Source organism: Nostoc sp. (assembly GCF_036917775.1).
GTDB lineage: Bacteria > Cyanobacteriota > Cyanobacteriia > Cyanobacteriales > Nostocaceae > Nostoc.
On record NZ_JBALEQ010000097.1, the window covers coordinates 59,547 to 85,715 of the forward strand.

General features: G+C 42.1%; 22 protein-coding genes and 2 pseudogenes. 8 read left to right on the forward strand and 16 right to left on the reverse strand.

Features of this window, described 5'->3' with window-relative positions; translation table 11 throughout:
• The first annotated feature begins 9 nt into the window (after window positions 1–9).
• The 3 genes from V7K69_RS20215 (at window position 10) to pyrR (ending at window position 2,417) form a co-directional block, all read left to right on the forward strand.
• Entirely contained in the window at window positions 10–450 is a 441-nt protein-coding gene (locus V7K69_RS20215) for an Rrf2 family transcriptional regulator (protein ID WP_185580826.1), read from the forward strand.
• Between the two features lie 366 nt (window positions 451–816).
• Window positions 817–1,788, forward strand: a complete 972-nt coding sequence (gene cbiB / locus V7K69_RS20220) for an adenosylcobinamide-phosphate synthase CbiB (RefSeq protein ID WP_335037493.1) — start codon at window positions 817–819, stop codon at window positions 1,786–1,788.
• 92 nt (window positions 1,789–1,880) lie between these two features.
• A complete protein-coding gene (pyrR, locus tag V7K69_RS20225) occupies window positions 1,881–2,417 on the forward strand; it encodes a bifunctional pyr operon transcriptional regulator/uracil phosphoribosyltransferase PyrR (RefSeq protein ID WP_292707052.1) in 537 nt (178 codons plus the stop codon).
• 130 nt (window positions 2,418–2,547) lie between these two features.
• On the opposite strand, the gene V7K69_RS20230 is transcribed toward pyrR, so the two are convergent.
• The 4 genes and pseudogenes from V7K69_RS20230 to V7K69_RS20245 all read right to left on the reverse strand — a co-directional run.
• Window positions 2,548–2,931: a nuclear transport factor 2 family protein gene (locus tag V7K69_RS20230; RefSeq protein WP_335037494.1), complete on the reverse strand. Its 384-nt coding sequence runs from the start codon at window positions 2,929–2,931 to the stop codon at window positions 2,548–2,550.
• A 77-nt stretch (window positions 2,932–3,008) separates the two neighbouring features.
• Window positions 3,009–3,143, reverse strand: a complete 135-nt coding sequence (locus V7K69_RS20235; protein ID WP_335037496.1) for a hypothetical protein — start codon at window positions 3,141–3,143, stop codon at window positions 3,009–3,011.
• Between the two features lie 26 nt (window positions 3,144–3,169).
• A pseudogene (locus V7K69_RS20240) lies at window positions 3,170–3,322 on the reverse strand (response regulator); the annotation flags it as partial.
• Window positions 3,323–3,335: 13 nt separating this feature from the next.
• A pseudogene (locus V7K69_RS20245) lies at window positions 3,336–3,593 on the reverse strand (histidine kinase); the annotation flags it as partial.
• Between the two features lie 497 nt (window positions 3,594–4,090).
• Here V7K69_RS20245 and V7K69_RS20250 point away from each other — a divergent pair.
• Together V7K69_RS20250 and V7K69_RS20255 are read left to right on the forward strand one after the other, a co-directional pair.
• Entirely contained in the window at window positions 4,091–5,353 is a 1,263-nt protein-coding gene (locus V7K69_RS20250) for a DUF4912 domain-containing protein (protein ID WP_335037498.1), read from the forward strand.
• A gap of 84 nt (window positions 5,354–5,437) precedes the next feature.
• Window positions 5,438–6,364 carry a phosphodiester glycosidase family protein gene (locus V7K69_RS20255; RefSeq protein WP_335037500.1) on the forward strand — a complete coding sequence of 309 codons (927 nt, stop codon included), beginning with the start codon at window positions 5,438–5,440 and terminating at the stop codon, window positions 6,362–6,364.
• Window positions 6,365–6,489: 125 nt separating this feature from the next.
• Here the strand turns inward: V7K69_RS20255 and V7K69_RS20260 are convergent, their stop codons facing one another.
• Window positions 6,490–6,858: a hypothetical protein gene (locus tag V7K69_RS20260; RefSeq protein WP_335037502.1), complete on the reverse strand. Its 369-nt coding sequence runs from the start codon at window positions 6,856–6,858 to the stop codon at window positions 6,490–6,492.
• 546 nt (window positions 6,859–7,404) lie between these two features.
• On the opposite strand from V7K69_RS20260, the gene V7K69_RS20265 reads away from it, so the two are divergent.
• Together V7K69_RS20265 and V7K69_RS20270 are read left to right on the forward strand one after the other, a co-directional pair.
• On the forward strand, window positions 7,405–7,575 hold the full coding sequence (locus V7K69_RS20265) for an XRE family transcriptional regulator (RefSeq protein ID WP_335037504.1): 171 nt from the start codon (window positions 7,405–7,407) through the stop codon (window positions 7,573–7,575).
• A gap of 366 nt (window positions 7,576–7,941) precedes the next feature.
• Window positions 7,942–12,177: an ATP-binding protein gene (locus V7K69_RS20270; RefSeq protein ID WP_335037506.1), complete on the forward strand. Its 4,236-nt coding sequence runs from the start codon at window positions 7,942–7,944 to the stop codon at window positions 12,175–12,177.
• A gap of 320 nt (window positions 12,178–12,497) precedes the next feature.
• Here V7K69_RS20270 and V7K69_RS20275 read toward each other — a convergent pair whose 3' ends face one another.
• The 6 genes from V7K69_RS20275 to V7K69_RS20300 all read right to left on the reverse strand — a co-directional run bounded on the left by V7K69_RS20275 (window position 12,498) and on the right by V7K69_RS20300 (window position 17,551).
• Window positions 12,498–12,971 (reverse strand): response regulator, encoded by a 474-nt coding sequence (locus V7K69_RS20275; RefSeq protein WP_335037509.1) that lies wholly within the window; start codon window positions 12,969–12,971, stop codon window positions 12,498–12,500.
• Entirely contained in the window at window positions 12,968–15,226 is a 2,259-nt protein-coding gene (locus tag V7K69_RS20280) for an ATP-binding protein (protein ID WP_335037511.1), read from the reverse strand. Before V7K69_RS20280 ends, V7K69_RS20275 begins: the two co-directional genes overlap by 4 nt.
• Before the next feature lie 181 nt (window positions 15,227–15,407).
• A complete protein-coding gene (gene xseB / locus V7K69_RS20285; RefSeq protein WP_335037513.1) occupies window positions 15,408–15,641 on the reverse strand; it encodes an exodeoxyribonuclease VII small subunit in 234 nt (77 codons plus the stop codon).
• 48 nt (window positions 15,642–15,689) lie between these two features.
• Window positions 15,690–16,928: an exodeoxyribonuclease VII large subunit gene (gene xseA / locus V7K69_RS20290; protein WP_335037515.1), complete on the reverse strand. Its 1,239-nt coding sequence runs from the start codon at window positions 16,926–16,928 to the stop codon at window positions 15,690–15,692.
• Between the two features lie 61 nt (window positions 16,929–16,989).
• Window positions 16,990–17,271 carry a type II toxin-antitoxin system RelE family toxin gene (locus V7K69_RS20295; protein WP_335037518.1) on the reverse strand — a complete coding sequence of 94 codons (282 nt, stop codon included), beginning with the start codon at window positions 17,269–17,271 and terminating at the stop codon, window positions 16,990–16,992.
• Complete coding sequence (locus V7K69_RS20300; RefSeq protein WP_335037520.1) at window positions 17,258–17,551, reverse strand: type II toxin-antitoxin system Phd/YefM family antitoxin; 294 nt, start codon at window positions 17,549–17,551, stop codon at window positions 17,258–17,260. The genes V7K69_RS20295 and V7K69_RS20300 overlap by 14 nt, the downstream gene beginning before the upstream one ends.
• Window positions 17,552–18,010: 459 nt before the next feature.
• On the opposite strand from V7K69_RS20300, the gene recA reads away from it, so the two are divergent.
• A complete protein-coding gene (gene recA, locus V7K69_RS20305) occupies window positions 18,011–19,090 on the forward strand; it encodes a recombinase RecA (RefSeq protein ID WP_335037522.1) in 1,080 nt (359 codons plus the stop codon).
• A 217-nt stretch (window positions 19,091–19,307) separates the two neighbouring features.
• Here recA and V7K69_RS20310 read toward each other — a convergent pair whose 3' ends face one another.
• The 5 genes from V7K69_RS20310 to V7K69_RS20330 all read right to left on the reverse strand — a co-directional run.
• Window positions 19,308–20,030 carry an FHA domain-containing protein gene (locus tag V7K69_RS20310; protein ID WP_335037524.1) on the reverse strand — a complete coding sequence of 241 codons (723 nt, stop codon included), beginning with the start codon at window positions 20,028–20,030 and terminating at the stop codon, window positions 19,308–19,310.
• A gap of 670 nt (window positions 20,031–20,700) precedes the next feature.
• Window positions 20,701–22,305, reverse strand: a complete 1,605-nt coding sequence (locus tag V7K69_RS20315; protein WP_335037526.1) for a serine/threonine-protein kinase — start codon at window positions 22,303–22,305, stop codon at window positions 20,701–20,703.
• Window positions 22,306–22,708: 403 nt separating this feature from the next.
• A complete protein-coding gene (locus V7K69_RS20320; RefSeq protein WP_335037528.1) occupies window positions 22,709–23,539 on the reverse strand; it encodes a phytoene/squalene synthase family protein in 831 nt (276 codons plus the stop codon).
• 731 nt (window positions 23,540–24,270) lie between these two features.
• Complete coding sequence (locus V7K69_RS20325; protein WP_335037530.1) at window positions 24,271–24,513, reverse strand: hypothetical protein; 243 nt, start codon at window positions 24,511–24,513, stop codon at window positions 24,271–24,273.
• A 207-nt stretch (window positions 24,514–24,720) separates the two neighbouring features.
• On the reverse strand, window positions 24,721–26,169 hold a 1,449-nt coding region (locus tag V7K69_RS20330; protein ID WP_335037532.1), incomplete at its 5' end, for a choice-of-anchor D domain-containing protein.

Sequence of the window (26,169 nt, forward strand, 5' to 3'; positions counted from 1 at the left end):
CTTGCCAAAATGAAACTAACTACCAGAGGACACTATAGTGTAAAGGCGTTGCTAGATTTGAGTTTACAGCCAAAATATGGACCTGTATCTGTAAGAGCGATCGCTAAACGTCAAGATATTCCTGCTCCTTATCTCGAAAAACTACTAATAGAAATGCGTCGTGCATCAATAGTTAAATCAATTCGTGGCAGCATCGGCGGATACCAATTGGCAAGAGAGCCTGCACAAATATCTATAGGACAAATTTTAGAAGCAGTTGGCGAGACTAGCCATTTACCTCATCACACCCCAGCACCTACACAAGCTGAAGATTGGGTAACATTTAGCCTTTGGCAAAGACTCAACCAAAAGCTCAAAGAAGCTTTGTACAGTATTACTCTGGCAGACCTTTATTACGATGCTCGTAGCAGGCAAGCTTCCCTTGGGGAAGAAGCTAGTTTTGTGGTTTAGTCAAGAGCGGAGCCAGAGACGCTCCGCCTCCGGTCAATAGCTTAAATATTGACTAGGAATTTTAGATTTTTTGGTTGATACCCTACCCGGTAATTCGTCCCGCAACGCTTTCGTGAGGCGAACAAATCGAAAATCCTCAATTTCAAATTCGACACTTCTACAAATGCTCGTTCCTCTGTACAAAATGCTGCACTCCCCGCAGGAGTAAGCTACCGTTAACGCTGTGTTATCAGAGCCAATTACTCGGATTTTGTACCACTACACTAACGTGGTCGGGGTCAATCTAAAATCCAAGTTGCTCTAGAAGCGAACCAAAGGTGCGACCCAAAATCCAAAATCCAAAATTGATTGACCCTTTCGTGACTTATGACTGATAGCATCTATATTTTAATAATTGCTGCATTTTTAGATTACTTAATTGGCGATCCTTGGGATTGGCCTCATCCAGTACAAATTATGGGGTGGGTAATTTCTCGCCTAAGCAAATTTTTTCTCCAATTGTGTAAAAATCCTCTTACACAACGCCTAGCTGGAATTGTACTAGGGATTATTTTAATAATTGGTAGCGGTCTTGTTGGTTTTTTGATTATTCAATGTGCCAGATGGGTTCATCCGTGGTTGGGAATTGCAATTGATTCCATTCTTTTAGCTAGTTGTTTTGCTGGTAGAAGTTTACGAGCCGCAGCAGTGGCTGTTTTACAACCTTTAACAGCAGGAGATTTGGAGAAGGCTCGGAAGATTTTAAGTAATTATGTTGGTCGAGATACCCAAAACCTCTCACAAGCAGAAATTTTACGAGCCGTTTTAGAAACGGTTGCAGAAAATGCTACAGATGGAGTCATGGCTCCGCTTTTTTATGCAATTGTTGGTGTCTTTGTGCCAATTGTGGGGTCAACTCCCTTGGCTTTAGCATACAAAGCCAGCAGTACCCTTGATTCAATGGTGGGCTACCGAGAAGCACCCTATACTTATTTGGGATGGTTTTGTGCGCGATTGGAAGATTGTTTGACTTGGCTACCTTGTCGGTTAACAGTCATGACTCTGGCGCTGTTATCGGGTAAACCAATGCAGATTTGGCGAATTTGTCGTCGGGATGCTATTAACGATCCTAGTCCCAATTCTGGCTGGAGTGAGTGTGCCTATGCTGCTTTTTTGGGTGTACAGATGGGAGGTACAAATTCGTATCGTGGGGTAGCTAAGTACAAACCACTCCTAGGAGATGCGATTTATCCCATTACTGCAACTTCTATTCAAAATGCTTTGCAGCTAACTCGATATTGTTTTTTGCTATGGTTAGGCATAGCGATCGCAATAGTCTTAATACTCCCAAGCAAGTAAATTTAGGAGTTAAGAATAAAAACTTCTAACTCTTGTACAGACGCGATTAATCGCGTCTCTGTTAACTCATCACTCCTAACTTCTTATTCCCTATGTCTGCCAAAGTAGTTGAAATTCTCTCATCCGAAGAAATCCGTCGTACCTTAACTCGCCTGGCCTCTCAAATTGTGGAAAGGACGCGTGATTTGTCTCAACTGGTGCTTCTTGGTATTTATACCAGGGGTGCGTTCTTAGCCGAATTGTTGGCACGTCAGATTGAGACACTGGAAGGTGTAGCCGTGTCAGTTGGCGCTTTGGACATTACATTTTATCGAGATGACCTTGACAAAATTGGATTGCGGACTCCAACGAAAAGTGAAATTCCTTTTGACCTTACGGGGAAAACGGTTGTACTCGTGGATGATGTGATTTTTAAAGGACGGACAATTCGCGCTGCTTTGAACGCAGTCAACGATTACGGTAGACCAGAGGTGATTCGTTTAGCTGTGTTAGTAGACAGGGGCCATCGAGAATTACCAATCCACCCAGATTTTATTGGAAAGAAGTTGCCTACTGCTAAAGAGGAAGTTGTGAAAGTTTACTTACAAAATTACGATGGAAGAGATGCAGTAGAGTTGATTAGTCATTAGTCATTTGTCATTAGTCATTAGTCATTTGTCATTAGTCATTAGTCATTTGTCATTAGTCATTGTAAAACTCTTCCCCATTCCCCCTTCCCCCTTCCCCATTCCCAATTCCCCATTCCCCATTCCCTATTCCTCATCGCAAAATGGGACTGCCATGATGATGAACTAAATACCACTTTCCACCAAGAAATTGAAATATATTTGTAGCTGTTGATTGTGCTTCAAGTCTTCTCCCAGCTACTACTTGGAATACATTTTCTCTCAGCACAACATAAGCAATATTATCAACGATTTCTGTAGCAATTATATCTGTGTTTATTTCGATATAAGCGGTATTTTTAAATATCTGCTCCCAAGAGATGCGAATCTCCTTCCAACCTCGTAGTATATTACTTCCAGGATGAATACAAAAACTACCAGTTCCTTGTGACCATACGGCACTCATTATCTCAATATCTTTTCTTTCAAAAGCTCGATAAAAAGCTGCATTAGCCGCTAATACGTCATCCTTTGTCATGAGGAATTTAATAGTTAGAATTTAGGAGTTAGAACTTCGGATTTTCTAAATTATAACTCTCAAGTTTGACAAATAAATTAGTAATGCCAATTCCCCATGCCAATTTCCAATTCCTCAATCTTTTTAACTGTACTAATAATTTGCAGTAATTGACTAGCTGTAAAAGGCTTGGATAAAAAGGCTTGGATGCCCACATCATAAGCTGTAGTCATCTTCGTCATCATCAATGAACAAAACTTTAATAGGGCTGTTGTCCATGTTTATCTCCCACTTCTTCTAGTGGTAGTTTCACAATTTCAAACCAGTATTTGACTAGAGTGTCCATGACCTCGACTAATGCAGCAAAAGGCGCTGGCTTAATGATGAAGGAGTTTGCACCTAAATCGTAAGTATTTCTGCATTCGTTCTAGAATTTGCTCCCCCAGCACAGCAGGTAAACCAAGAACTACTGCTTCTTGAACCGCAATGAAACAGCCATTTAGCTGTAGACGCAAGATTAATACTCAGTCGGCAAGCAGTAGCTTTTGTACTTCTGTGACACTGGTTTGCAGAATTTCATCGATTTGTAAAGACTGACGAATTTTCAGGGTGATATTAGCGAATAGTTGCGATCGCAAATTTTGGAATTTTAATGCAGCTTGGGCGCGATCGCGATCGCGCAGTACCGCTTGCTGTTTGCTTATAAGCTAATCGTCATTTAAATTGCATCATTTTCATAGTAATAATAGCTGCAAAACCTCTCCCCTGCTCCCTTGCCCCCTTTCCCACAGCTAAATGTCATGAAATCTTGATATCTATATCAGAGAGCAACACTCTGTTAGACAGTATTGTCATAAAACCATGACAATACGATCCCAGAAAAGCTTATAAATTCGTAATATAGTCAAAAAAGCTATAGAAAACACTTGATCCCTAGATATGCTTAGTGGTTAATATTGACTTAACAAACAGAACTTCTTCGATCCCAAAGAAATGCTAATTTTGGCATAACACAGGAATTTTAGAAGTTACCTCAATTTAAAAACAGATTAAAAAACTTAAAACTGGGCAAAACCAGGAGTCAGGAATAAGAAATTCATCTGGATGTGGATGACCTTTTATATAGCATTCTTTAACCAGGGGAAATCATTTACCGCTTACACTACTGGAGGCCAAATTAATGGCAAAAGAACGCCCGCCACTAGAGGAGATGACCTTACGGCAACTACGAAAAGTTGCCAGCGAATATAGCATCTCTCGCTATAGCCGAATGCGTAAATCACAATTGCTGGCATCAATTTTAGAAGTCCAGCGAAGCAAAACTTTGCTCAGTCCATCTCGTTCATTGGAGGCACAGGAAACCGTGGAAGCTGCTAAGTTTGAATTAGGTCAGGAAGATCGTACAGGTGGATCTCTAGCTGATGTTGATGAAGGACTCGCAGATTTGCCTTCTGGCTATGGTGAAAGCCGGATTGTCCTCTTACCACGCGATCCACAGTGGGCTTACACTTACTGGGATATCCCCAATGAACATAAAGAGGAACTGCGCCGCCAAGGGGGACAACAACTCGCGCTACGGATTTATGATGTCACCGACATCAATATCGAATACCAAAGCCCTCACAGCATTCAAGAATATCCTGCTGATGAACTAGCTAGAGAATGGTATCTACCAGTTCCAGTTAGCGATCGCGATTATGTGATAGATATCGGCTATCGTGCTGCTGATGGTCGCTGGTTAGTACTAGCTCGTTCTGCTAGAGTACACATTCCCCCCGTCTATCCTTCAGACTGGATTGAAGATGTCTTCATCACTGTCAACTTTGAAGAAGATTTGCGCGGTAAGACTCAGTACGAACTAGTTCCCCCCGCCAAGAAGGTTGCAGCTACAGCTACCGCCAATGGTGGTGTAAACACTAACGGCAATCCTATCTACGACCAAATCTTTGGTTTAGCCGAATCAGCCGAAGCACTACGGGTTGCTGGTTCTATCTTCGGTTCCCAGCATCAAGTACCAAGTTCAGCGCGTCCTGAACAAGCCCTAAGTTCCTACATTTTTCCCTCTGGTGTGGGTATGTGGGCAGTTCCTACCGTCTCAGGCTTAACCGCTTCCGGTGCAGGAATGTCTGGTGTTGGCTTCTCGGCTTCTGCTGTTCCAGTTCGTCCGCGCCAGTTCTGGTTAATTGCTGATGCTGAATTAATAGTTTACGGTGCAACCGAACCCGACGCTACCGTAACCATTGGCGGCCGTCCAATTCAGCTAAATCCAGATGGGACATTCCGCTTCCAAATGTCCTTCCAAGATGGTTTAATTGACTATCCAATTCTGGCTGTAGCTGCGGATGGTGAGCAAACTCGGTCAATTCAGATGAAATTTAATCGTGAGACACCATCTCGGAATACTAACACTAAAGAAGAAGCTGTTTTAGAATGGTTCTCTTAAATTGTAGTTATTCAGATTAATTTCAGACTGAGATTTTAAATTATTCCCCGCTATAGTAATTCTGTAGCGGTTTTTTGCATTATTATGTCAACCAAAAAATTATTTTTGTTATTTATCTCGATAATTGGTGCAAGCTTGTTATCAGGTTGTCAACAGATTGAAGCAAATCCAGTCCCCAAAGCATCTAAAACTTGCCCTGGCAAAGATCCTAAATTCAGTATTGATTTTTTTAAAACCAATAATCAGGGTAAAAAAAATTCTAGAGGGATTAACAATGTGATTATTTTTAATCCCAAATCAGCAGAATTAGATTTCAAAGTTAATGTTGGCCTATCTCATAAACTCTACGCCAAAGATGCCAGAGGGAAGTTGCGTAAAGAATACATTCCAAAACAGTTTCATGAACTCATCGGTGATGAGAATGCCAAATTGAACGGACAGCTACCGATTGCCGCAATTAATGCCGACTACATAGGTACTGATAATAAGCCACAAGGTTTAAATGTCTCTCGTGGTATAGAGTATTCAGGAGCATTTAAAAACAAGCGTTCTTCCTTTGGCATATCAAGAGGTACACCTAACCAGAGGCAGGCTACTATCCAAGCTGGTAGAAGAAAAAATGATATTCTCAATTACAATTTAGTCGGCGGTAATGGCAGATTCTATCGTCAGGGTAAGTTTAAAGATATTTGTCAAGATTTGGGAGAATTTGCTTGTAAAAATGCCACCAATCGTTCTCTGGCAGCTATTACTACTCAAGGCTATGTAATACTATTAGTTAATGACTTGAAAGCTAATTCAGAGATTGAATTATCTCAACTTAATCAAGAGTTACTGCCAGATATGTTTGATAATGTCCTACAAGGCATTGCTAACAATAACTGTTTAGGTAATATTCAAGAAGGAATTTTATTCGATGGAGGTATGTCTCCAGGATTGTATTATAACCAGAAAACTTATGTAGAAAATCTTGGGCCAATTGGTTCAGTATTTTTGATCTATAAAAAATAAATAGAGTTTAAAATTATTAACCTCGATAGGGGTAATTCATGAATTACCCATACTTCTATTATTAGTTGAGATGATAGATGGATTTACATCGTACTGTAGTAGGTTTACTTCCATATAGCTGAAGTTTAGAATACTGACTCTTTGACTTTTTGCAAATTCTCAAGCTTATTTGGATTTACCCAACGATTGACAAATTCGTGGTTATGTTTGTATACCTTGATTTGTACTTGCTTAGAACTTAACTGAACTACTTCGGCGGGAATTCTTTGGACATCGCTAGAATCCGCACGAGCCTTGTAAAGCCAAATGACTTTTTGCCCTACTTGAAAATAGTCAGGATTGTTACTTGAAGAAGGCGTTTTTTCTGCCCAAGAAGGGAAAGCAATTACTAAGTTGATTAAAAGTACTAAGACTACTAGAGTGATTTGGAAAAGTTTCATAATCATTGCGCTTGTCTTCGGTCTGCTGGGGTAATCAATCTGCTGATCTAGCATTTAGCTATTCTCCTTATTTGTTTTATCAAAGTTTAAAGATAGGTACACCAAAATTTCTTTGGTAAATTTAGCGTTAGTTTGGTATTTAAATTTTGGCAAGACACCTACTTTTATCTCATACGCAAAACTACACACTATAGGGATAATACCCTGCGGGTAGTCTGTTGGATAATTCGTAAAGTATCTGCTTTTCTAGCTTCCCTGCGGGAGACTACGCTAACGCGCAGTGTGACACAGACAGACACTCCGCGTAGCTTGCTTCAACCTAAGAGTATGCGTACACATAAATTGCCCCGACTGAAAATAAAGATTTTCAGTATTGTTTGTGTAAGTCTTGTAAAGTTAAAATCTCCACTTATTTCAGGATAAAGCGAGTTATAGAATAAAATCAAATAGTCTTATTTCTTAAAGTGATAAATTAAAGTTATGATAATGTTGTGATGCTCTAGTTTGAGTTCACAATCTCTATCTCCAGAGCAGTAGACGCAAAATAAGATTTTGTCGTAAAAATTGTTAATATATGGTGATTTATGAACTTTAATATATATGACTCATAGTGTAAACCTACTTGTGGCAAAGCAACATAATATTGGCATACTAATTCGTGCCCTGCGGCAAGAGTTAAATATCTCTAAAGAAAGGTTTGCTGCCGAATTAAGTGTTACTTTCCTAACAATTAACTTTTGGGAAATCGAGATGGAAGACCTTATCCCTTAAGAATACAGCGAATTAGTAATCTACTCAAGAAGTTAAGTGAACGAGGTTAAATTCTTAAGAAAATAGACTCCCGAAAAGAGGAGTAGTTATTGTAAGTTATGAATAAGAACTGACCTTGCTTGATAGCTTGGAATATCGGTCATATAGAGTTAACAATAGAAGAGAGCCAAAACAGCAACTTGCCCTAAAAGACGATTTCAATGCTTTGAAAAGTTACGGCAGAGCCTGTATTTGATTGTATATACCTTTGAATATCCTCTAAAATGACTATTTAGGAGCATCAACTTCTAATTTAGAGGGGATTTTGGCAAAAAGACGACCACAGATATAGCCTGTAACCGACGCATGACCAACCGAGAGGAATTAATGAAGAACGAGTCAACGTCAGCAAGCAACGCCGACGTAAATTTCCTTATCGGCGGGGGTGAAATGGGTGCTAGGATGCGAGAATGGGACTGGTCAAAAAGCTCACTAGGCCCAACACAGCAGTGGCCACAGAGTTTAAAAACTGCCGTCCGAATTATGCTGACTTGCCGCCAACCTATGTTTGTTTGGTGGGGCGAAGAACTCATAAACCTTTATAATGACCCTTATAAGGCTATTATTGGCGGCAAACATCCAGAAGCACTTGGGCAGCCAGCTTCCTGCGTGTGGCAGGAAATATGGGATCAGGTTGCCCCTCGAGCAGAATCAGCGATGTTGAAGAACGAGGGTACTTATGACGAAGCGCTGCTGCTAATTATGGAGCGCAACGGCTACCCAGAAGAAACCTATTATACTTTTTCATACAGCCCAGTTCCTAATGACCAGGGTGACACAGGCGGAATCATCTGTGCCAATACAGACGACACTCAACGCATCATTGGTGAACGTCAGTTAGCACTTTTGCGCGAACTAGCGGCTAGGACGGCAGATGCAAGGACATTCGATCAAGCCTGTACATTAAGTGCAAATTGTCTGGAAAGCAACCCTTACGATTTGCCTTTCGCAATGATTTATCTGGTTGATCCAGATCAGCAACAAGTTTTTCTGGCTGGAACGTGCCGCATCGAGCAAAATCATGTAGCAGCACCTGAAACAGTCGATCTTGATTCTGATTGCGTTTGGCCATTTGCGGAAGTGATCGAAACGCATCAGGCAAAACTGATCTCTGATTTGGAAGTGTCTTTTAGTAGCTTACCCTGTGGTGTTTGGGATCGATCGCCCCATCAAGCGATCGCAGTACCAATTGCACCATCCGGTAAAACGGGAAAAGCCGGTATATTAATTGCTGGGTTGAATCCCTTCAGGCTATTCGACGATAACTATAGAAGATTCATCGATTTAGTTGCGGCTCAAATTGCAGCCAGCATTGCCAACGCCCAAGCTTACGAGGAAGAACGCAAACGCGCCGAAGCCTTGGCAGAAATTGATCGTGCTAAAACTGTTTTTTTTAGCAACGTCAGCCACGAGTTTCGTACCCCTCTAACCCTCATGTTAGGGCCATTAGAGGAAACCTTAGCTAATTGCGCCAGCCTACTGCCAGCCCACGAACGAGAGCAGTTAGAAATGGTGCAACGGAATGGACTCCGCCTGCTAAAACTGGTCAACAGTCTGCTAGATTTCTCACGCATCGAAGCCGGACGGGTTCAAGCTTCATACCAACCCACCGATCTGGCCACTTTCACCGCAGAACTAGCTAGTGTATTTCGTTCAGCAGTAGAACGCGCAGGAATGGAATTATCAGTCAATTGTCCTTCCCTTCCAGCACCAGTGTATGTAGATCGGGAAATGTGGGAAAAGATTGTTCTTAACCTGCTCTCTAATGCCTTCAAGTTCACGATGACTGGAAAAATCGCGGTAAGCTTGCAGTGGGCAAACGACCATATTGAGTTTGCAGTCAAAGACACAGGAATCGGTATCCCAGCAGAAGAAATTCCCCATCTTTTTAAACGATTTCACCGCGTCAAAGGGGCGCAAGGACGAACTTTTGAAGGGTCAGGAATTGGATTATCACTGGTGCAAGAATTGGTGCAAATGCACGGTGGAACAGTCAAAGTAACCAGTGTTCTAGGAGCAGGAAGTTGCTTTACTGTATCAATTCCAACAGGATATGCTCATTTGCCTCCAGCCCGGATTAGCGCCCCTCGAACCTTAGCTTCAACTGCATTAGGTGCAACCCCCTATCTAGAAGAAGCTCTGCGTTGGCTACCCGAAGAAGGGAATAGGGAACAGGGAATAGGGAATAGGGAGGAATCTTACCTGTCACCTGTCACCTATAACCTGTCACCTTCTTCTCCCCGAATTCTGCTGGCTGATGATAATGCAGATATGCGCGATTATATCAAGCGGCTGTTAAGTCAGCAGTATGAGGTGGAATCAGTGGCGGACGGTTTAGCGGCTTTGGATTCTGCCCGTGGGCGTGTCCCAGATTTGGTACTGACGGACGTAATGATGCCTGGATTAGATGGCTTTGGACTGCTGCAAGAATTACGGGCCAATCCGCAAACGAAAAAAGTTCCTATCATTCTGCTGTCGGCGCGGGCGGGAGAAGAGGCACGGGTGGAAGGTTTAAAAGCGGGAGCCGATGATTACTTAATTAAACCGTTCTCGGCTCGGGAATTGTTGGCACGGGTGGAGGCAGCCCTAAAAATGGCTCGTCTCCGTGAGGAGGCAATGCAACGAGAGCAAGGGCTACGCATTGAAGCTGAGGTGGCAAAAGCCCACTTAGAAACTGTCCTCGCTGGCATCCAAGACCAATTTTTTGTGTTGGATCGGGAGGGGCGTTATACCTTTGTCAACGATCGCGTCGCAGAAGTTGTGGGCATCCAAAAGGAAGAGTTGCTAGATCGGATTATTTGGGAACTGTTTCCAGATGTGGCCAAAAGCGAGTTTTATACCCAGGTTCATCGGGCGATCGCACAACAGACGGTTATTCAGTTTGAATACTTTTATCCTGCTTGGCAACGCTGGTTTGAGAATCGCGTTTACCCCTTTGGTGAAGGAGTAAGCATCTTTGTTACAGAGATCAGCGATCGCAAACAGGCAGAGAAAGCACTTCGTGAAAGCGAAGAACAGTTCCGCAACATGGCTGACAATGCCCCCTTCATGGTTTGGGTAACAGATACCAATAACTATTGCACCTATCTAAGCAAAAGCTGGTATGACTTTACCGGTCAAGGGGAAGAAACGAGTCTGGGATTTGGCTGGTTGAACGCCGTACATCCAGAAGATTACAATGAGGCTAGGAATATTTTTCTGGAAGCTAGCAAGCGTTGTGAGGCTTTCCGTATGGAGTACCGCTTGCAGCGCAAAGACGGCGAGTATCGCTGGACAATCGATGCTGCTAATCCTTGGTTTGGGGTGGACGGTCAATTTAAAGGTTACATTGGCTCAGTGATTGACATTACAGAACGCAAGACAGCAGAAGCCGAACGCGATCGCCTCCTGGAACTTGAGCAAGCTGCCAGAACTGAAGCCGAAACAGCCAACCGGATTAAAGATGAGTTTTTGGCGGTGCTTTCCCATGAATTGCGATCGCCTCTCAATCCCATTCTTGGTTGGGCAAGACTCTTACAAACCCGTGAATTTCAGCCAGCAGAGATCAAGAAAGCTATTGCAACCATCGAGCGCAATGCTAAATTACAAGCTCAACTCATTGAAGATTTGCTTGATGTCTCTCGGATATTACAAGGTAAGCTCAATCTGAAGATGTTTCCCGTCAACCTAGTACTGGTGATTGAGGCGGGATTGGAGACAGTACGTTTGGCAGCAGAGGCTAAAGATATTCAAATTCAGACAATGCTAGATGCTTCTTTGGGGCACGTTTTAGGTGATTCCGATCGCTTACAACAAGTAATCTGGAATCTGTTATCGAATGCCGTCAAATTCACTCCTGAAAAAGGAAAAATTAATATTCAACTAGAACACATTGATTCTCAAGCTCAGATTACCGTCAGCGACACAGGTAAAGGGATCAGCCCTGAATTTCTCCCTCATGTATTTGAATATTTTCGTCAGGCTGATGGCACAACAACCCGAAGGTTTGGTGGTTTGGGGTTAGGGTTAGCAATTGTCCGTCATTTGATAGAATTACATGGTGGTACGATTTCGGCAGAAAGTTTAGGGGAAGGGCAAGGAGCTATTTTTAGAGTTAGGCTACCCCTGATCAAAAAAGAGTTAACCTCAAAACAACAGATAAACATTGATCCTTTAAATACTTTTTCTCCAACTGAAATTCTTACAGGCACTCAAATCTTAGTTGTAGACGATGACGATGATACCCGTGAGTTTCATACATTTGTGCTAGAACAAGCTGGGGCAAGGGTAATTGCCGTGGCATCAGCAAAAGAAGCACTGCAAGCATTGGCAGAGTCAGAACCAGATATTTTGCTCAGTGATATTGGAATGCCAGAGACAGATGGCTATATGCTAATGCGCCAAATTAGAGCATTGCAGCCAAAGCAAGCTAAACAGATTCCCGCGATCGCTTTAACTGCTTATGCGGGAGAAATCAACCAGCAACAAGCGATCGCATCAGGATTTCAAAGGCATCTGTCTAAACCCGTTGAACCAGATGAGTTAGTCAAGGCAATTGCAACTCTGATTGGTAGGAATGGCTGAGTTCCTAACAAGCAGGGGGAAGGGGGAATGGCACTAAGATAACGGCGAATCCATTATTTGTAAGGCTTTTGAGTGTGGGAGGTGTGGGAGGGGAGGGAGGATGGAGAAGAAATCTTACTCCCCACACTCCCCAAACTCCCCACACCTCCCACACCCACTCCAGGCAAACCTTTCAGCTTAACAAGCGTGCCATTCGGGACAAGGGGAAAGACACTACAGTTCAGATAAGACCAAAAGAGTTGTAGAGACGGCGATTTATCGCGTCTTAAAAACCCAAAATTTTTGCCAGTAGCCCTTAACTGAACCATATTGACTTATGGCTAATCCTCTGGGAAATCAGGCAGTGTCGTCACTTCAAACCAATATTCCACTAGCATCTGAATATCTCGTTTCAGTTGAGCAAAATTGATTGGCTTAACAATATAGCTGTTGACACCGTATTGATAACATACTTCAATATCTTTGGGATTGTTAGAGGTAGTAAACACCACCACCGGAATCATTTTCAAGCTGTCATCCTGTTTAATCCGGCGCAACACTTCTCGTCCATCGGTTCCGGGCAGGTTCAAGTCAAGGACAATCAAGCCGGGACGGGGGGCACTTTCGCGCTCAATATACCTGCCAGTCCGATAAAGAAATGCTAAGGCTTGTTCTCCATTTACACACCGTTGAATGGCGATCGCAACAGAAGATCGCCCTAAAAATCGTTGCAGTGCCTCAAAATCTTCGTTGCTATCCTCCACAATTAAAAGTACGGGCGTTTGCTGGATTGGGGAGACTGAAATACGAGTCATCTATTTGCCTCCGCCGACAGGGTAAAGTAAAATGTGCTGCCAAGAGTTGGGATAGATTCCACCCAAATCCTACCACCGTGCCGTTCTACAATTTTGCGGGCAATGGTTAAGCCTACGCCAGTCCCACCTCCAAAGTCGTCCCGCCCATGTAAGCGGCGGAAGATTTGAAAGATTTTGTCAAGATGTTCTTCTGAAATGCCAATGCCGTTATCACGAACGTAGAAAGTCAGAGAAGTGGAAGCAATTTTGCTTTCGCCATTTCCTTCAAGGCAACCAATTTCAACCCACTTTTGGGGTTTATCATTGTATTTAATGGCGTTGCTGATTAGGTTGCTGAAGAGTTCATTAATCTGAGCGCGATCGCATTGAACGCTTTTTAGGGGTTGAGGAATGCGAAACTCGACTTCGCTTTGGGGTCGGGCAATGGTCAAAGTGCTGATTACCTGTTGCACTACGTCATTCAGATTCACTGGTTGCCGGAGCATTTCGGCGCGTCCCAAGCGGGAGAAATGGAGGAGTGAGTTGATCAGGTCTTCCATTCGCTGCGTCAGGCGCACCAGGGTTTGGAGTTTGGCAATTCCATCGTCATCCAATACGTCTGCATAGTCTTCCATTAAAAAGTTGGCATAGTTGTGAATGCCTCGCAGAGGTTCCTTCAGGTCATGAGAGGCAACGTAAGCAAAAGAATCGAGTTCTTCGTTACTCCGTTGTAATTCAAAATTCATCGATGCCAGTTTGTCTGCCTGTCGCAACACAACACCTACAACCAGGCTTCGCAGTTCAGTAACCGCTTCAACTTCGCAAGGTTTCCAAGGTAGGGCACATCCTTGCACCGTTTCTTGCCACAATGCAAAAGATTTGCGAGGAGACATTCGTAAACTGCCATCTGACACAACTTCTACAGGTTTGTTGGGGTTGCCGCCCCAATTTACGCTTTGAATTACTTCTGGACGAAACCAGAGAATGTAATTGTGATGAACTTTAGAAATTTCTAGGGCTAACACTCCACTGGCGATCGCTTGATATGACTCGGCGGCAGGATAATTTTTCGAGAGCGATCGTGTCTCAAACAAGTTATGATAAAGATGCGGTTTAATCCAATCGAGTAAGGCATGAACCTCTTCCTCAGAGGGTGTTTCACCCACTCGAATACACTGGTCGCCACTGCATATCGCTGCTCCCGTGGCTGTAACCAGATTAAGTAATTGAGATTTTAGTTGCACCATACCATCCAGAAAATATTCAGTCTGAGACAACCCTTCCACAAATTGAGTTTGCAATGATTTCAATTGGCTTTTGTAATCAATGTCTTCACTCGCTTCTTTGTTTGCCAGTTCCACAGACATCACCTGTCCAATGAACTCGCACACAGTGCGAATATTGTAAGAAATATATTTAGGCGAAGAATGATGACAGGCAATCAATCCCCAAAGCTTTTTTTCGTGCATCAGAGAAATAGACATAGAGGCAGTAACGCCCATATTTTGCAGATACTCTAGATGAATCGGAGAAACACTCCGCAACACCGATAGACTCAGATCGAGGGGTTGATTTGTCAAAGGATTGTTCGCTGGAATTAAGGTGACAGGCTGGTAACTGGCATCTGGAATCAGCCGCAGCCAGTTAAGAGTGTATAGCTGTCGGGCTTGCTTGGGAATGTCAGAGGGTGGGTAGTGCAAGTGTAGATAGGGCGTTTCCTGATTGGTGTCTTCAGCGATGACGCTACCTGCCCCTTCTTGATCAAATTTATAGACCATGACGCGTTCAAAGCCAGTGATTCGCCGGACTTCTGCCACCACAATCTGGCACATTTCCAGTAGTGTGGGTGCTTTTTGAATACGGGTGATTGTTCCTCTGACCTGTTGATAGAAGTCAAAAAAGCTTATTTGTCCCTTCGCTTGTTTCGGCTCCAATTCCAGAATAATGATATTATCTAAACGATGTACAATACCATCAAAATAGATTGATTTATTCAGACGCTTGATAAACAAATTGAGGGGATTGATGCTCTCAAAATCTTCCGCCAGACATTGTTGAATCAGCTTAATCTGCTTGGCATTGAATAAGTATGACAAAGGCTTGCCCAGCAATTCTTCCGGTTGACGGGCAACAACTTCCTGGCTATTGCTACTTACCTGGAGGATTTCCAGGGTGGGATCTTGCAAAACCAGTAAAACTCCGTGAGGCTGGATCAGATTTGGAATGTGGATCGGTTCGCGATCGCAGTTCGTTAAATCAATCATCTCATCAGTCATTCTTAGCTTCTCAAACTCCTCATTGGAACTGTGAATTGGGGATTGGGAAGATTTAAATATGAGTGAAGGTGGAAATTTGCTAAAAAATATTGATAATAAAAATTATTTATTTTTAACCAGTTTAGCTTTTTAATTATTATATTTAATTTAACTAAATAACTTACACTAAAAAATCTGGCTTCTACTCTTCGCTTAATATTTCAATCAACAAATCCACCTGCTGCTGTCGCTGCTGCAAAAAACTTTCACACTGACGCAAATACTCAACAGCACTTGCAAATTGGTCAAACACCACCTCCAATTCTAACTCACCTGCCTCAATGCGAGTAATAATTCCCTCTATTTCAGCAACCTTCGCCTCATAATTCCAACCTTCCATCGAATCAGAACTAGAAGCACTTTTACGTTTAACCATTAATCTCTCCGTGTCCTCTGCGCCTCTGCGGTAGCCTACGGCAAGCCGCTATGCGTCTACGTTTACTTCTACAACCTTCACTCTAACGCCACCCAGCCCCAATTGAATCAACAAATCTTCTCCGACAGCCAACTCCGTTGCCGAACGAGCGATCGCTCCATCTTCCCTTCTTACCACTGCATAACCACGCTGCAACACTGCTTTCGGGTCAAGAGTTGCCAACTTTTGCCGCAATAACTCTAAATGCTGCCTTGCTTGCTGCGATCGCCCCGTGGTAATTTGCACCAAATGCTGACGCTTCCAAGCTAACTTTTCCACCTCCTGTTGCACTTGCCGATCTAACCGCAAACGCCGCAAACGATTCCGCAAACCTTGCAGTTTATTCTCAGCAGTTTCCCAAGAGTCATGCACTACCTCATATAAAGCCACAACTCGTTGCCGATGTTCAGTATACAACTCTGAAAGTGCTGGTACAACCATTTCTGCCGCCGCAGTTGGTGTATGCACACAGACATCTGCAACTAAATCCGCCAAAGATTCATCTCTTTGATGGCCGATTCCAGTAATTACCGGAATAGAACAACCAGCAAGCGATCGCACCACTCGTTCATCATTAAAGCAAGCCAACTCTTCCACCGCGCCACCACCCCGCGATAAAATTAGCACTTCGGCGCGTCCATCTCTTTCCACCCGCTCAATTGCTTTGACGATAGATTCTGGTGCTTGCTCACCTTGTACGGTCGCAGGAGAAAATAAAACGTGTAAACCTGGATACCTTTGTTTGAGGGTTTTTTGAATATCACCCCAAGCAGCAGCCGTTGGGGAAGTGACGACAGCAATCGTTTGAGGGTGGATGGGGAGCGATCGCTTTCTTTGCGCGTCGAACAATCCCTCAGCCAGCAAGCGATTTTTTAGTTGTTGATAGCGCAACGCCTGTAAACCAACACCAGCAGGTAAAGTTTGCCAAACTGATAACTGATACTCTCCCCGTTGTGGATATAGGCGAATACTACCCAAAATAATTATTTGCTCACCCGCAACTGGCATTTGGGCGAGTTTTGGCAATTGGCTATTCCATACTACACATTTTATTCCGGCGGTGCGATCGGTATCTTGCAGCGTAAAAAATAAACCACTGCGATGATGATTAGCGCTGGAAACTTCGCCAGTTACCCAAACTTGCCGCAGTTGTTCATCTTGCTCTAATAGCAAGCGGATATAGTCAGTTAATCCAGAAACTGAAAGCGCAGTATCGAGAATCAGAGAGTCGGGAAGGTCGAAAGTCATCAAAGATGCCTGAAAGCATTTGTGCTGGAGAGATTCTAGCATTTTTAATGAAAACCAAAGCTTAACCGACTAAACGCTTCAATCTTTTGTAGACATCATCATCATTGCGCTTACCGACTAAAATCACTTCTATTAAATCGCGATCAGGAAAATACCTGTAAATAATTCGATATTCACCACTATCAACTCGATATAAACCCTGATAACCAGATAGCTGCTCACTATCAGCGGGTAAAGGCTCAACATTCAAAGCCAAAACCTTTTTTGCAATCTGTGCTGCTATTTTAGGCTGTAAACCGTTCAGAAAATCAAGAACAGTTGCTAGACCATCAAGCTTCGCCATTAGCTAAATGCTCTAATGCAGATGTAAAAGCCTCTGTACCAATCATTTTAGACTGACTCAGAGAAACTTCAGCAGCTTGACCAAAAACCATATCCTCTAATTCTTCCAGCCGATTCATTAATTTTTGATAGCTCTCGGCTGAAATAATCACATGGCTAGGCCGTGATTGCTTAGTGAGTAGAACTGGCTCTGTAGCAGCCTTATCAAAAACCTCACCATGTTTGTTACGAGCATCTGTGAGAGTATAGGTCTGCATAGACATTTTGATTATTTTAGACATTTTGACTATATTTTAGCAAATAAATCTTCTCATTTCAATTCTGGCTTAAGAGTATTTGCTGCTAATTTTATGTAAATAGATAAGTAGAATAAAGCTTTGAAAATCCCGTGACCGTTAGCCATCTACATCTTCGCCTTACCCGGTATGCTGATTGGCATAGCGATCGCTAATACTCACGAGTCCGGTTCTACTGACAGGGTTGTTTAGGTAATTTATTTTTTCTTTGAAAACCCTTGCTTACCCAGCCAAAAAAAGCTATCTCTGAATGCAAGTTGGTATCATTGTGCAAAACTACCCTAATCTGGTAGCGATCGAGTTACGATCTTGTCACACCCTTTTTTGATTTGAGAAGTCCTATTCCAGAATTTTCTGGTTAAAATAGTATATCTGTTCTACTCAAGCTCCGAAACCAACACTCCTTAAAACCATATATTTAGATTAGAGGCATTAGAGGCAGAAATGGCTATCAACACCGATACTTCCGGCAAGCAAAAAGCACTGACTATGGTGCTAAACCAGATTGAGCGCAGCTTTGGTAAAGGGGCAATCATGCGCCTGGGCGACGCTACCCGGATGCGGGTGGAAACAATTTCTAGTGGAGCGCTTACCCTAGATTTAGCATTGGGTGGTGGTTTACCCAAGGGTCGGGTAATAGAAATTTATGGGCCGGAAAGTTCCGGTAAAACTACAGTAGCGCTACACGCGCTCGCCGAAGTGCAAAGAAATGGCGGTATTGCTGCCTTCGTTGATGCTGAACACGCCCTAGACCCTACTTATGCTGCGGCATTGGGTGTAGATATTGACAATTTGCTGATTTCTCAACCTGACACTGGCGAGTCAGCTTTGGAAATTGTCGATCAGCTTGTGCGTTCTGCTGCGGTTGATATTGTAGTCATTGATTCAGTAGCAGCACTGGTTCCCCGTGCTGAAATTGAAGGTGATATGGGTGATGCCCACGTTGGTCTGCAAGCGCGATTAATGAGCCAAGCCCTACGTAAAATTACGGGTAATATTGGTAAATCTGGTTGTACAGTAATTTTCATCAACCAGTTGCGGCAAAAAATCGGTGTTACCTACGGTAGCCCAGAAACTACAACTGGTGGTAACGCATTGAAATTTTATGCTTCGGTGCGTTTGGATATTCGTCGGATTCAAACCTTGAAAAAAGGTACAGATGAATATGGTAATCGCGTTAAAGTCAAAGTCGCCAAAAATAAAGTAGCGCCGCCTTTTAGAATAGCGGAATTTGACATTATTTTTGGTAAAGGTATTTCTACCTTGGGTTGTGTTGTTGACCTAGCAGAAGAAACTGGCATTATTATCCGCAAAGGAGCTTGGTATAGTTACAATGGCGATAATATCTCCCAAGGACGAGACAACGCCATTAAGTATCTAGAAGAAAAGCCTGAATTCGCTGAAGAAATTAAGAAACTGGTGCGTGAAAAGCTAGATAAAGGCGCTGTTGTTTCTGCTAACTCTGTAGCTAAAGCCAGCGAAGAAGATGAAGAGGAAGATATCGATTTAGAACCAGAAGAATAAGGAATGTGGATTTATTCATCTGCAATTTTGAATATATAGTGGGTTACAAAATAGCTAACCCACTTTTTGTAAAGCATTGATCAGTTATTGTTCGGCATTTCTAGTTCTAATCAGGTAAAAGTAGGGGCACAACAATTAACATCGTTGTGCCCCTACGAATTGTGTATATTTCACCAAATTGAAAATTATGGCAATTTTCAATTTTTTAACTGGGATTTTATGGTATTGGTCTGCTAAAAAAGCGGTCTAAAATTTCTGATTTCTGTTCTGAACTGAAATTGTCATAATAATGTTCAAGCTTCTCAAATAATCGTGAATTTCGGAAAATCTCTAAATTCTCATCTACTTTCTCAGGTATATATTTTTGTTTATCACGCGGAAAAGAAAGTATTTCTACTTGATTGTCATTTTTACGATGCACAAGCTGCATCAATAACTCCACTGCTACAGTTGGCAAAATACGACACGTATAATTTACAAAAAAATCAAAAGTCATATTGCCTAGACGGATGCGATCGCCATCTTCGAGCTTGATCGGACCTAAAGCGCGATCGCCATTCACAAATGAGCCATTGGTACTGTTGAAGTCTATGAAATAGAAGCCTTGATCGTCAATATATTGAATAGCCGCGTGGCGACGAGACATATAGTTATCAGCAATGCAAATACCACTGTTCTGATTACGACCTATTGTCCAAATCTGCTGTGATTGTCGTAAACTTTGGGTCTTATTGTCACATAAGTTAGTCATCAAATAAACAGTAGACGTATCCACTACACCATGTACGTAACGTACCTTCATCTTTCTCAACGATGGTTGGGATAGGTTTTCTAGCTGAAGAATTTCATCTAGAAGGCTGCTGTGGTGTTCATACAACTTAAGGAATACTTGATATAAAGTTAATCGCCGTTCTATTTCTGTTTGTGCAAAGTCAGCCATGATATATAAACCTTGTATTGCCCGATTTCGGTTGTGACTATTCTGCTTCAGCCTACAATCAGGGATAATTAATTAATTTTTCACTTTCTGCTGCCATCTGAAAACTTGAGTGGCTTAAGAGCGTTATCTTTTACAGCTTTTACTTACGAGATACCCTGTCGTTTATAGCAATAAAAAGCATATAAATATCTAGGAAAAACTATTGTGATGCTTTATTGTTTATTGTAAATAATCATTTGTTATTTGTAACAGATAAAAATTATAAAGATTTGATTAAGAATTGCCAAAGGTTTCCGTATTTTTGCTAGATAAGGAGATATTTCTTAATATTTGCAAGAGCGATGGCTATTAAGGGAAGCAACTATAAAAATTCTGAGTTGTTCATAATAAACAAGATCCCCAACTCTATAAAAGTTTTTGAGCATCTACAGGTTCCAATTCTCACAAATCAAATAGAATTGTGATATCTTATCTAATTGGTAAATTCTGAATAAATCTGAGTTTTATCAAGAAAAATAATAGTTAATTTATCAAGCTAATAAGGAAATCGAAGCCTCGTTAAACAATACAGTTTCAACTAAGACTTGCTCCTCTTTAAACTTCATTAAAAAGTAGGGAAATAATCTAGAGGCCAGTAGCTTACTCTGGCTCCAAAATCTCAACTTTCAACTTACAATAAGCCTCGTTTACCATTGGGGCGGATGGTCATCCAATTTGTTTTTGCTAGTGCTAGCTGCTCATCAGAAATCTTGGCACTAGTGAGATTAGCACCACATAGATTAGCTCCTCGCAGGTTAGCATTGCTGAGATAAGCATTACTGAGGTCTGCACCTCGCAGGTCTGCCCCTTCTAAATCAGCATGGTTAAAGTATGCTTTAGTCAAATTAGCATCCTTGAGATTTGCTTTACTAAGGCTGGCTCTGCCAAAGTCACTATTGTGAAGATTAGCTCCCTGGAGGTTAGTTTTTTGAAATTGAGTGGAATGGAAATTTGTTCCTGATAAATCAGCACCTTGCAGGTTCAACAAACTTAAATTGTGAAGAGCAAAATCTCGTCTTCCCTTTTGATAGGCGGTTAACAAACTTTGGGTATCTAACTTACGCTCAACTTTAGAAATTTGAACTTGTGAACCATTACTGTTGCTGTTAGCTAAAGTGGTTGATTTGCCCATCCCAGAACCCTGGTGTGATCCAGCAGCTTCTGCTGCCTTAGCTCGTCTGGCACGAATTGCTGCCGCTACCTGTGCCACTCCTACACTCGTGGCAGCAACAGAAGAGTTGTTACATAAAACAGCAGAATTTTCCAGGTGGTTGTGTGTTCGCTCTTTAGACCCAGTATCTGATTTAATCAGTAAACCCTTTGCTAAACTTTCTAAGTATGGTTCTATTTCCAATGCTCTAAGAACTTCTGCGGCTGACTGATAGCGATTACGTACAGAAACTTCTAACATTTTTCGTAATACATTGCTCAAGTGATCGCTCACTTGCACAAGTTGCTCCCACATCATCTCGCCAGTGTGAGGATTGTAATCTAAATCTTTAGGAGTTTTGCTAGTCAGTAAATAAATACACGTCACCCCCAGAGCATAAATATCACTGGCATAGACTGGACGCATAGCCATTTGCTCTGGAGGCGCAAAACCAGGAGTACCAATCGCATAAGCTGTTAATGCTGTTTGCCCTGATTGACTAATCGCGCCTTGGGTGACTTGGTTTTTGACGGCACCAAAGTCGATCAGTACCATTCTGGCATCTTGAGTGCGACGAATTAAGTTGGCTGGCTTGATATCACGATGGATTACCTTTTGCTCGTGGATGTATTGGAGGAGTGGTAGAATCTCGCTTAAGAATTGCTTGACTCCAGTTTCGGTCAAGATGCCGTTAAGTTTGACCTCCTCCTGCAAGGTATCACCACTGATATATTCTTGAACTAAGTAGAATTGTTCATGATCTTCAAAATAGTCTAGCAACCTTGGTACTTGGGGATGATTGCCAATCTTACCTAGAGTTTTGGCTTCTCGTTCAAAGAGTTCTCTGGCCATCTGTAAAACGTGTGGGGCGCTTCCTGATGGGCGTAATTGTTTGATTACGCAACTCGGTTCTCCTGGTAAGCCTTGATCGTTGGCTAAGAAGGTTGCTCCAAAGCCACCTTGACCTAATGGTTTGATCACCTGATAGCGATCGCGCAACAGTAGTTGCGAGCCACAAGACTGACAACTTTGGCTGTTTACCAAATTTTCTGGATTGGGACAGATAGGATTTAAGCAGTAGCTCATGCACTGTCAACTCGCTGCACGAATAATCACGGGGAGCGTTACACTCTCTTTCAATTATTTAGACATTAATCAATTCTTGCCAGGTAATTTTTGCTGGAAATCCTTTGAAGAGTTCCTAAAGTTTACCTGGTATTACGTAAATGGTCGCAAAAATAATGCAATTGATTATACTTATATTAATAAATGTTTTAGTTACTTGTTTACATTGCTAGAACAGGGTAAGGTCTCAGATTTTGAATCCAAAATCCCTGTTGCACTCGAAACACATCAAAGTTGCCATCCAAGATTCAACCAAAATTGGTATTAGAGGGCAGTGCCCATCCTACAAAAATCACTGTAGGATTTTGGATGCCCGAATTTGGAGGCAATTTAGAATTATCTCCATTAGTTTTTAACAGACTATTTAGCTGGCTTTCATATTCACACTAATTAGCTGTTCGATAAGTGCAGAAACATCACTGCGGCTAAGTTTCTCTTTACCATTAGCAAGAGCATCAAGGGTGCCATTAGCCAAGGTTAAGGGAATCTGGCTAAAATCTAAGGCTGGGCCGGTAGGAAGGTCTTTGGTGTAAGCTTCAGCCAAAGCTAGATTGCGCCGCGCATACTCTTGCATATTTTCCGCACTCCAGCCTTCTGGAAAAAAGTCTACCCCACGCCTTAAATCTTCAGTGTGGTTACGCAGGATATTAACTGCTTGCAAACCGCGACCAAACCCAATCGCCTGGGTACGGTTCGTTTGTGTTCCATCGTACCAAGTCCATAAGTCCGAAAGTAACAATCCCACTGCGCCTGCAACCCCAAAGGTATAACGATCCAAATCAGATTCTGTATAAATTTTCCAGTTTCTTTCTGCCCAGTAAGCCATTCGGTCTGACATTGCAGCAGTGGCATCCCAAATTCGAGGTGCAATAGTCTCAGGTGCTAGCAGCAACCATTCTCTAATTCTCAGAGTGACTTCTTCTAAGGTATTTTCATACCCATTAAATCCTGTAAAGAAAGCCTCTACTGCGAAGCCATCAACCCCCGCCTGTAATGTCAGGCTAATGCTTCTTAACAGCTTTGCTTTAGTCGCATTATCTATTTCGGGATGATCTTCAATTTCATCAATGGCACGCATACACAAATATGCTGATGCTACTGCTTCTTGTAATCCTGGCGGTAAAAGACTAATTGGGATATAAAAAGTTCGGCTAGTTTCCTTGAGGATTTGCAATGCATCTCTACGTAAATTCATGTTTCCACTCCCCGATTGATTTTGCACCACATGAAGTTTGCAGTTTTTTTGATGATACTGGATATAGTTTTAACTAAACCTTAAAAACTATAGACTATAAGATACGCTAGTATTTCATTTAAAAATTAATAGTTTTTGGTATTGCAATTAACAAAACTCTCAAATTTATCAAAGTCTAGTCTAGTATATAGGCTTTTGGTTGCAAAAATATGTAAGGTGTTGTTTGATATAGCTTTCATAAAGTTTTAGTGTAGATATAAAGAATTATGCTAGTATTTGGTTGATTAGCATCAAATTTTCTCCATGAGCAAACATCCCTTTTAGGGATTTATAAAGTGTTTTTAGTCTGCATTAATCTGACTAACTCAGTGGCTCAAATTGTCCTTGTCTGGGAAAGTGTAGACACACACCTGGATCAAAATCGGTCAACGGTGCTTTCTTCAGGATTTCTACGTTAGTTAGTCTACCCAGGTGTAATACTTCTAACTCCTGCTAAATCTTGTGTATTGATTTTAGGTCTGGAGGAAAAATATTGCTGTCAAGTAGTTCCAAGTCGCAGTTAATGTTTTCTTGGGTAGCGATCGCCTCTCTTCTGTAGTGTCAATTACTGTTGTATAATTACTTGTACACCCTCTTTGCCTTGTATTTGCTCCAGTTAGTGGTAGCAATAATTCAGTAACCTCGATAAGTGGGCCGTTGCTCTTGCTGTTTGACTGCCATCAATAGGACTATCATCCAGTATGACCACTGATTATTTTACCTGCGTCGGTTAAAACACTTGACATCCATACTATCTCAGCACCGACAACGCACATATCTGCATGAGTATTTTCGGTCAGTACAGGTTGAACTAGGACTGCTGCCGTTGCCATTCCAACAGAAATACATTTACCAGCGTCGTTTTGAATCTTTTTTCTGAGTTTTAAGCCTAACTTATCTGCTAGAAATACAGTTATGAAGGTCAGAGTAATCAAAAGGTAATCTTAAACTAAAGAATTCTGCACATTTCATTTTGCTCTACTCTACACCGTATTTTATTTCACCTTGTAACTGATGGTATTTGGTATTTAAATTGCAAAGTTGTAAGGGCACAAATATATTGTGCCCCTACGTGTGTGATCTATTTAATTGAAAGTCGATTAATGTTTGGATTACACTTCCACTTAGTTTACCCAACCCAACTATGCTTGAATGATGAAGTCGGAGGCAGTCAGAGTTGGCGCACCAGTAAGTTGTGCAAATTGACCACCAGTGCCGAAACCAGCAGCGCCACCATTTTGATTGTATAGTAACTGTCCAGTCATAGAGTCGTAGACAATCACAGCATTACTAACTGCCCCTAAGCTAGTGATTTGAAAATCACTGGCGTTACTAAAACCCTTTCCTGCAATAGAAGTAATGGCACTAAAAGTAGTTTTATCCAGAACAATCTTGTCACTATCAGAGTGATTGAAGTCAGCAATAGTATCAATACCCACACTAGCGGTAGTAAAGGCAGCATTGGTATTGTAGACGAAAGCATCAGTACCACTACCACCGATGAGAATATCATTACCTTTTCCACCAATGAGAAGATCATCACCAGCACCACCCCGTAGTAAGTCATCACCACTATTACCATTGATGGTATCATTGCCCCCTTGACCATTAATCACATCGTTGGAGCTGTCAAAACCGACGATGTTATTGTTCAATTCATTGAGAAAGGTGACGGTGTTTCTGTTGAAAATGCTCGTTTGAGTGGAGTTGGCATTAATCACATCAAAACTGTCTGTAATACTGGCTTGTCCGTCAAACAGAATATTACCGATAGCAGGTCTTATTGCCGATGCGCTTACGTTCTCCAGGTTTTCTAACTGAAAGTTTTGCAGAGTAACTTTGGTATTGGCCACGCCTTCAAAAGTAACTTCTAAGTCATTGCTATTTTGAGTTAATTGCAGATTTCTCGCAGTCAAGCCAGTCCCAACAAATTGCAAGGTATCTACTTTGGCAATCACCGCAGATGGAGGGTTTGAGTTAGTACCTATACCGCCAAAGTCTGTGATGATGTCATTGCCATTGTTTAGCCGTGTAATAAAGATGTCATTGCCAGCAGTGCCATTAATAACTTGAATTTTGGGTTTAACTATGCCATTGATAGCAAAGTCAAAAGAGCTTTCATCACTATCATTGTTGCCTAAAATCAGAGTGCCACCATAGGTTCCAGGTTTAGTGGTATTAAGCGCCACAGTAATTGTGGTAGAAGCATTTGCAGCCACGCTTGTTGGTAGAGTTCCTACCAAACTAAATCCGTCGGGAAGTTTGAGATTACTGAGGTTAAGTGCAGCTGTACCTGTGTTCTTGATGGTAAAGGTTTTGCTGAGAGTATTACCAGTAATGACATCGCCAAAGTTAATCGCAGTAGTACTGCCATCTGCAATGTCAACTGTGCCATTGAGGACTTGAATTTCGGGAGCTGGAGCGGGTTTAACTATACCACTAACAGCAAAGTCAAAAGAGCTTTCATCACTATCGTTGTTGCCTAAAATCAGAGTCCCACCATAGGTTCCAGGTTTAGTGGTATTAAGCGCCACAGTAATTGTGGTAGAAGCATTTGCAGCCACGCTTGTTGGTAGAGTTCCTACCAAACT

Bases quoted from the DNA above. Each gene is read 5' to 3' on its own strand.
- V7K69_RS20215 (WP_185580826.1), top strand. From the start codon at position 10: ATGAAACTAACTACCAGAGGACACTATAGTGTAAAGGCGTTGCTAGAT.
- cbiB (WP_335037493.1), top strand. From the start codon at position 817: ATGACTGATAGCATCTATATTTTAATAATTGCTGCATTTTTAGATTAC.
- pyrR (WP_292707052.1), top strand. From the start codon at position 1,881: ATGTCTGCCAAAGTAGTTGAAATTCTCTCATCCGAAGAAATCCGTCGT.
- V7K69_RS20230 (WP_335037494.1), bottom strand. From the start codon at position 2,931: ATGACAAAGGATGACGTATTAGCGGCTAATGCAGCTTTTTATCGAGCT.
- V7K69_RS20235 (WP_335037496.1), bottom strand. From the start codon at position 3,143: ATGACTACAGCTTATGATGTGGGCATCCAAGCCTTTTTATCCAAGCCT.
- V7K69_RS20250 (WP_335037498.1), top strand. From the start codon at position 4,091: ATGGCAAAAGAACGCCCGCCACTAGAGGAGATGACCTTACGGCAACTA.
- V7K69_RS20255 (WP_335037500.1), top strand. From the start codon at position 5,438: ATGTCAACCAAAAAATTATTTTTGTTATTTATCTCGATAATTGGTGCA.
- V7K69_RS20260 (WP_335037502.1), bottom strand. From the start codon at position 6,858: ATGCTAGATCAGCAGATTGATTACCCCAGCAGACCGAAGACAAGCGCA.
- V7K69_RS20265 (WP_335037504.1), top strand. From the start codon at position 7,405: ATGACTCATAGTGTAAACCTACTTGTGGCAAAGCAACATAATATTGGC.
- V7K69_RS20270 (WP_335037506.1), top strand. From the start codon at position 7,942: ATGAAGAACGAGTCAACGTCAGCAAGCAACGCCGACGTAAATTTCCTT.
- V7K69_RS20275 (WP_335037509.1), bottom strand. From the start codon at position 12,971: ATGACTCGTATTTCAGTCTCCCCAATCCAGCAAACGCCCGTACTTTTA.
- V7K69_RS20280 (WP_335037511.1), bottom strand. From the start codon at position 15,226: ATGACTGATGAGATGATTGATTTAACGAACTGCGATCGCGAACCGATC.
- xseB (WP_335037513.1), bottom strand. From the start codon at position 15,641: ATGGTTAAACGTAAAAGTGCTTCTAGTTCTGATTCGATGGAAGGTTGG.
- xseA (WP_335037515.1), bottom strand. From the start codon at position 16,928: ATGACTTTCGACCTTCCCGACTCTCTGATTCTCGATACTGCGCTTTCA.
- V7K69_RS20295 (WP_335037518.1), bottom strand. From the start codon at position 17,271: ATGGCGAAGCTTGATGGTCTAGCAACTGTTCTTGATTTTCTGAACGGT.
- V7K69_RS20300 (WP_335037520.1), bottom strand. From the start codon at position 17,551: ATGTCTAAAATAATCAAAATGTCTATGCAGACCTATACTCTCACAGAT.
- recA (WP_335037522.1), top strand. From the start codon at position 18,011: ATGGCTATCAACACCGATACTTCCGGCAAGCAAAAAGCACTGACTATG.
- V7K69_RS20310 (WP_335037524.1), bottom strand. From the start codon at position 20,030: ATGGCTGACTTTGCACAAACAGAAATAGAACGGCGATTAACTTTATAT.
- V7K69_RS20315 (WP_335037526.1), bottom strand. From the start codon at position 22,305: ATGAGCTACTGCTTAAATCCTATCTGTCCCAATCCAGAAAATTTGGTA.
- V7K69_RS20320 (WP_335037528.1), bottom strand. From the start codon at position 23,539: ATGAATTTACGTAGAGATGCATTGCAAATCCTCAAGGAAACTAGCCGA.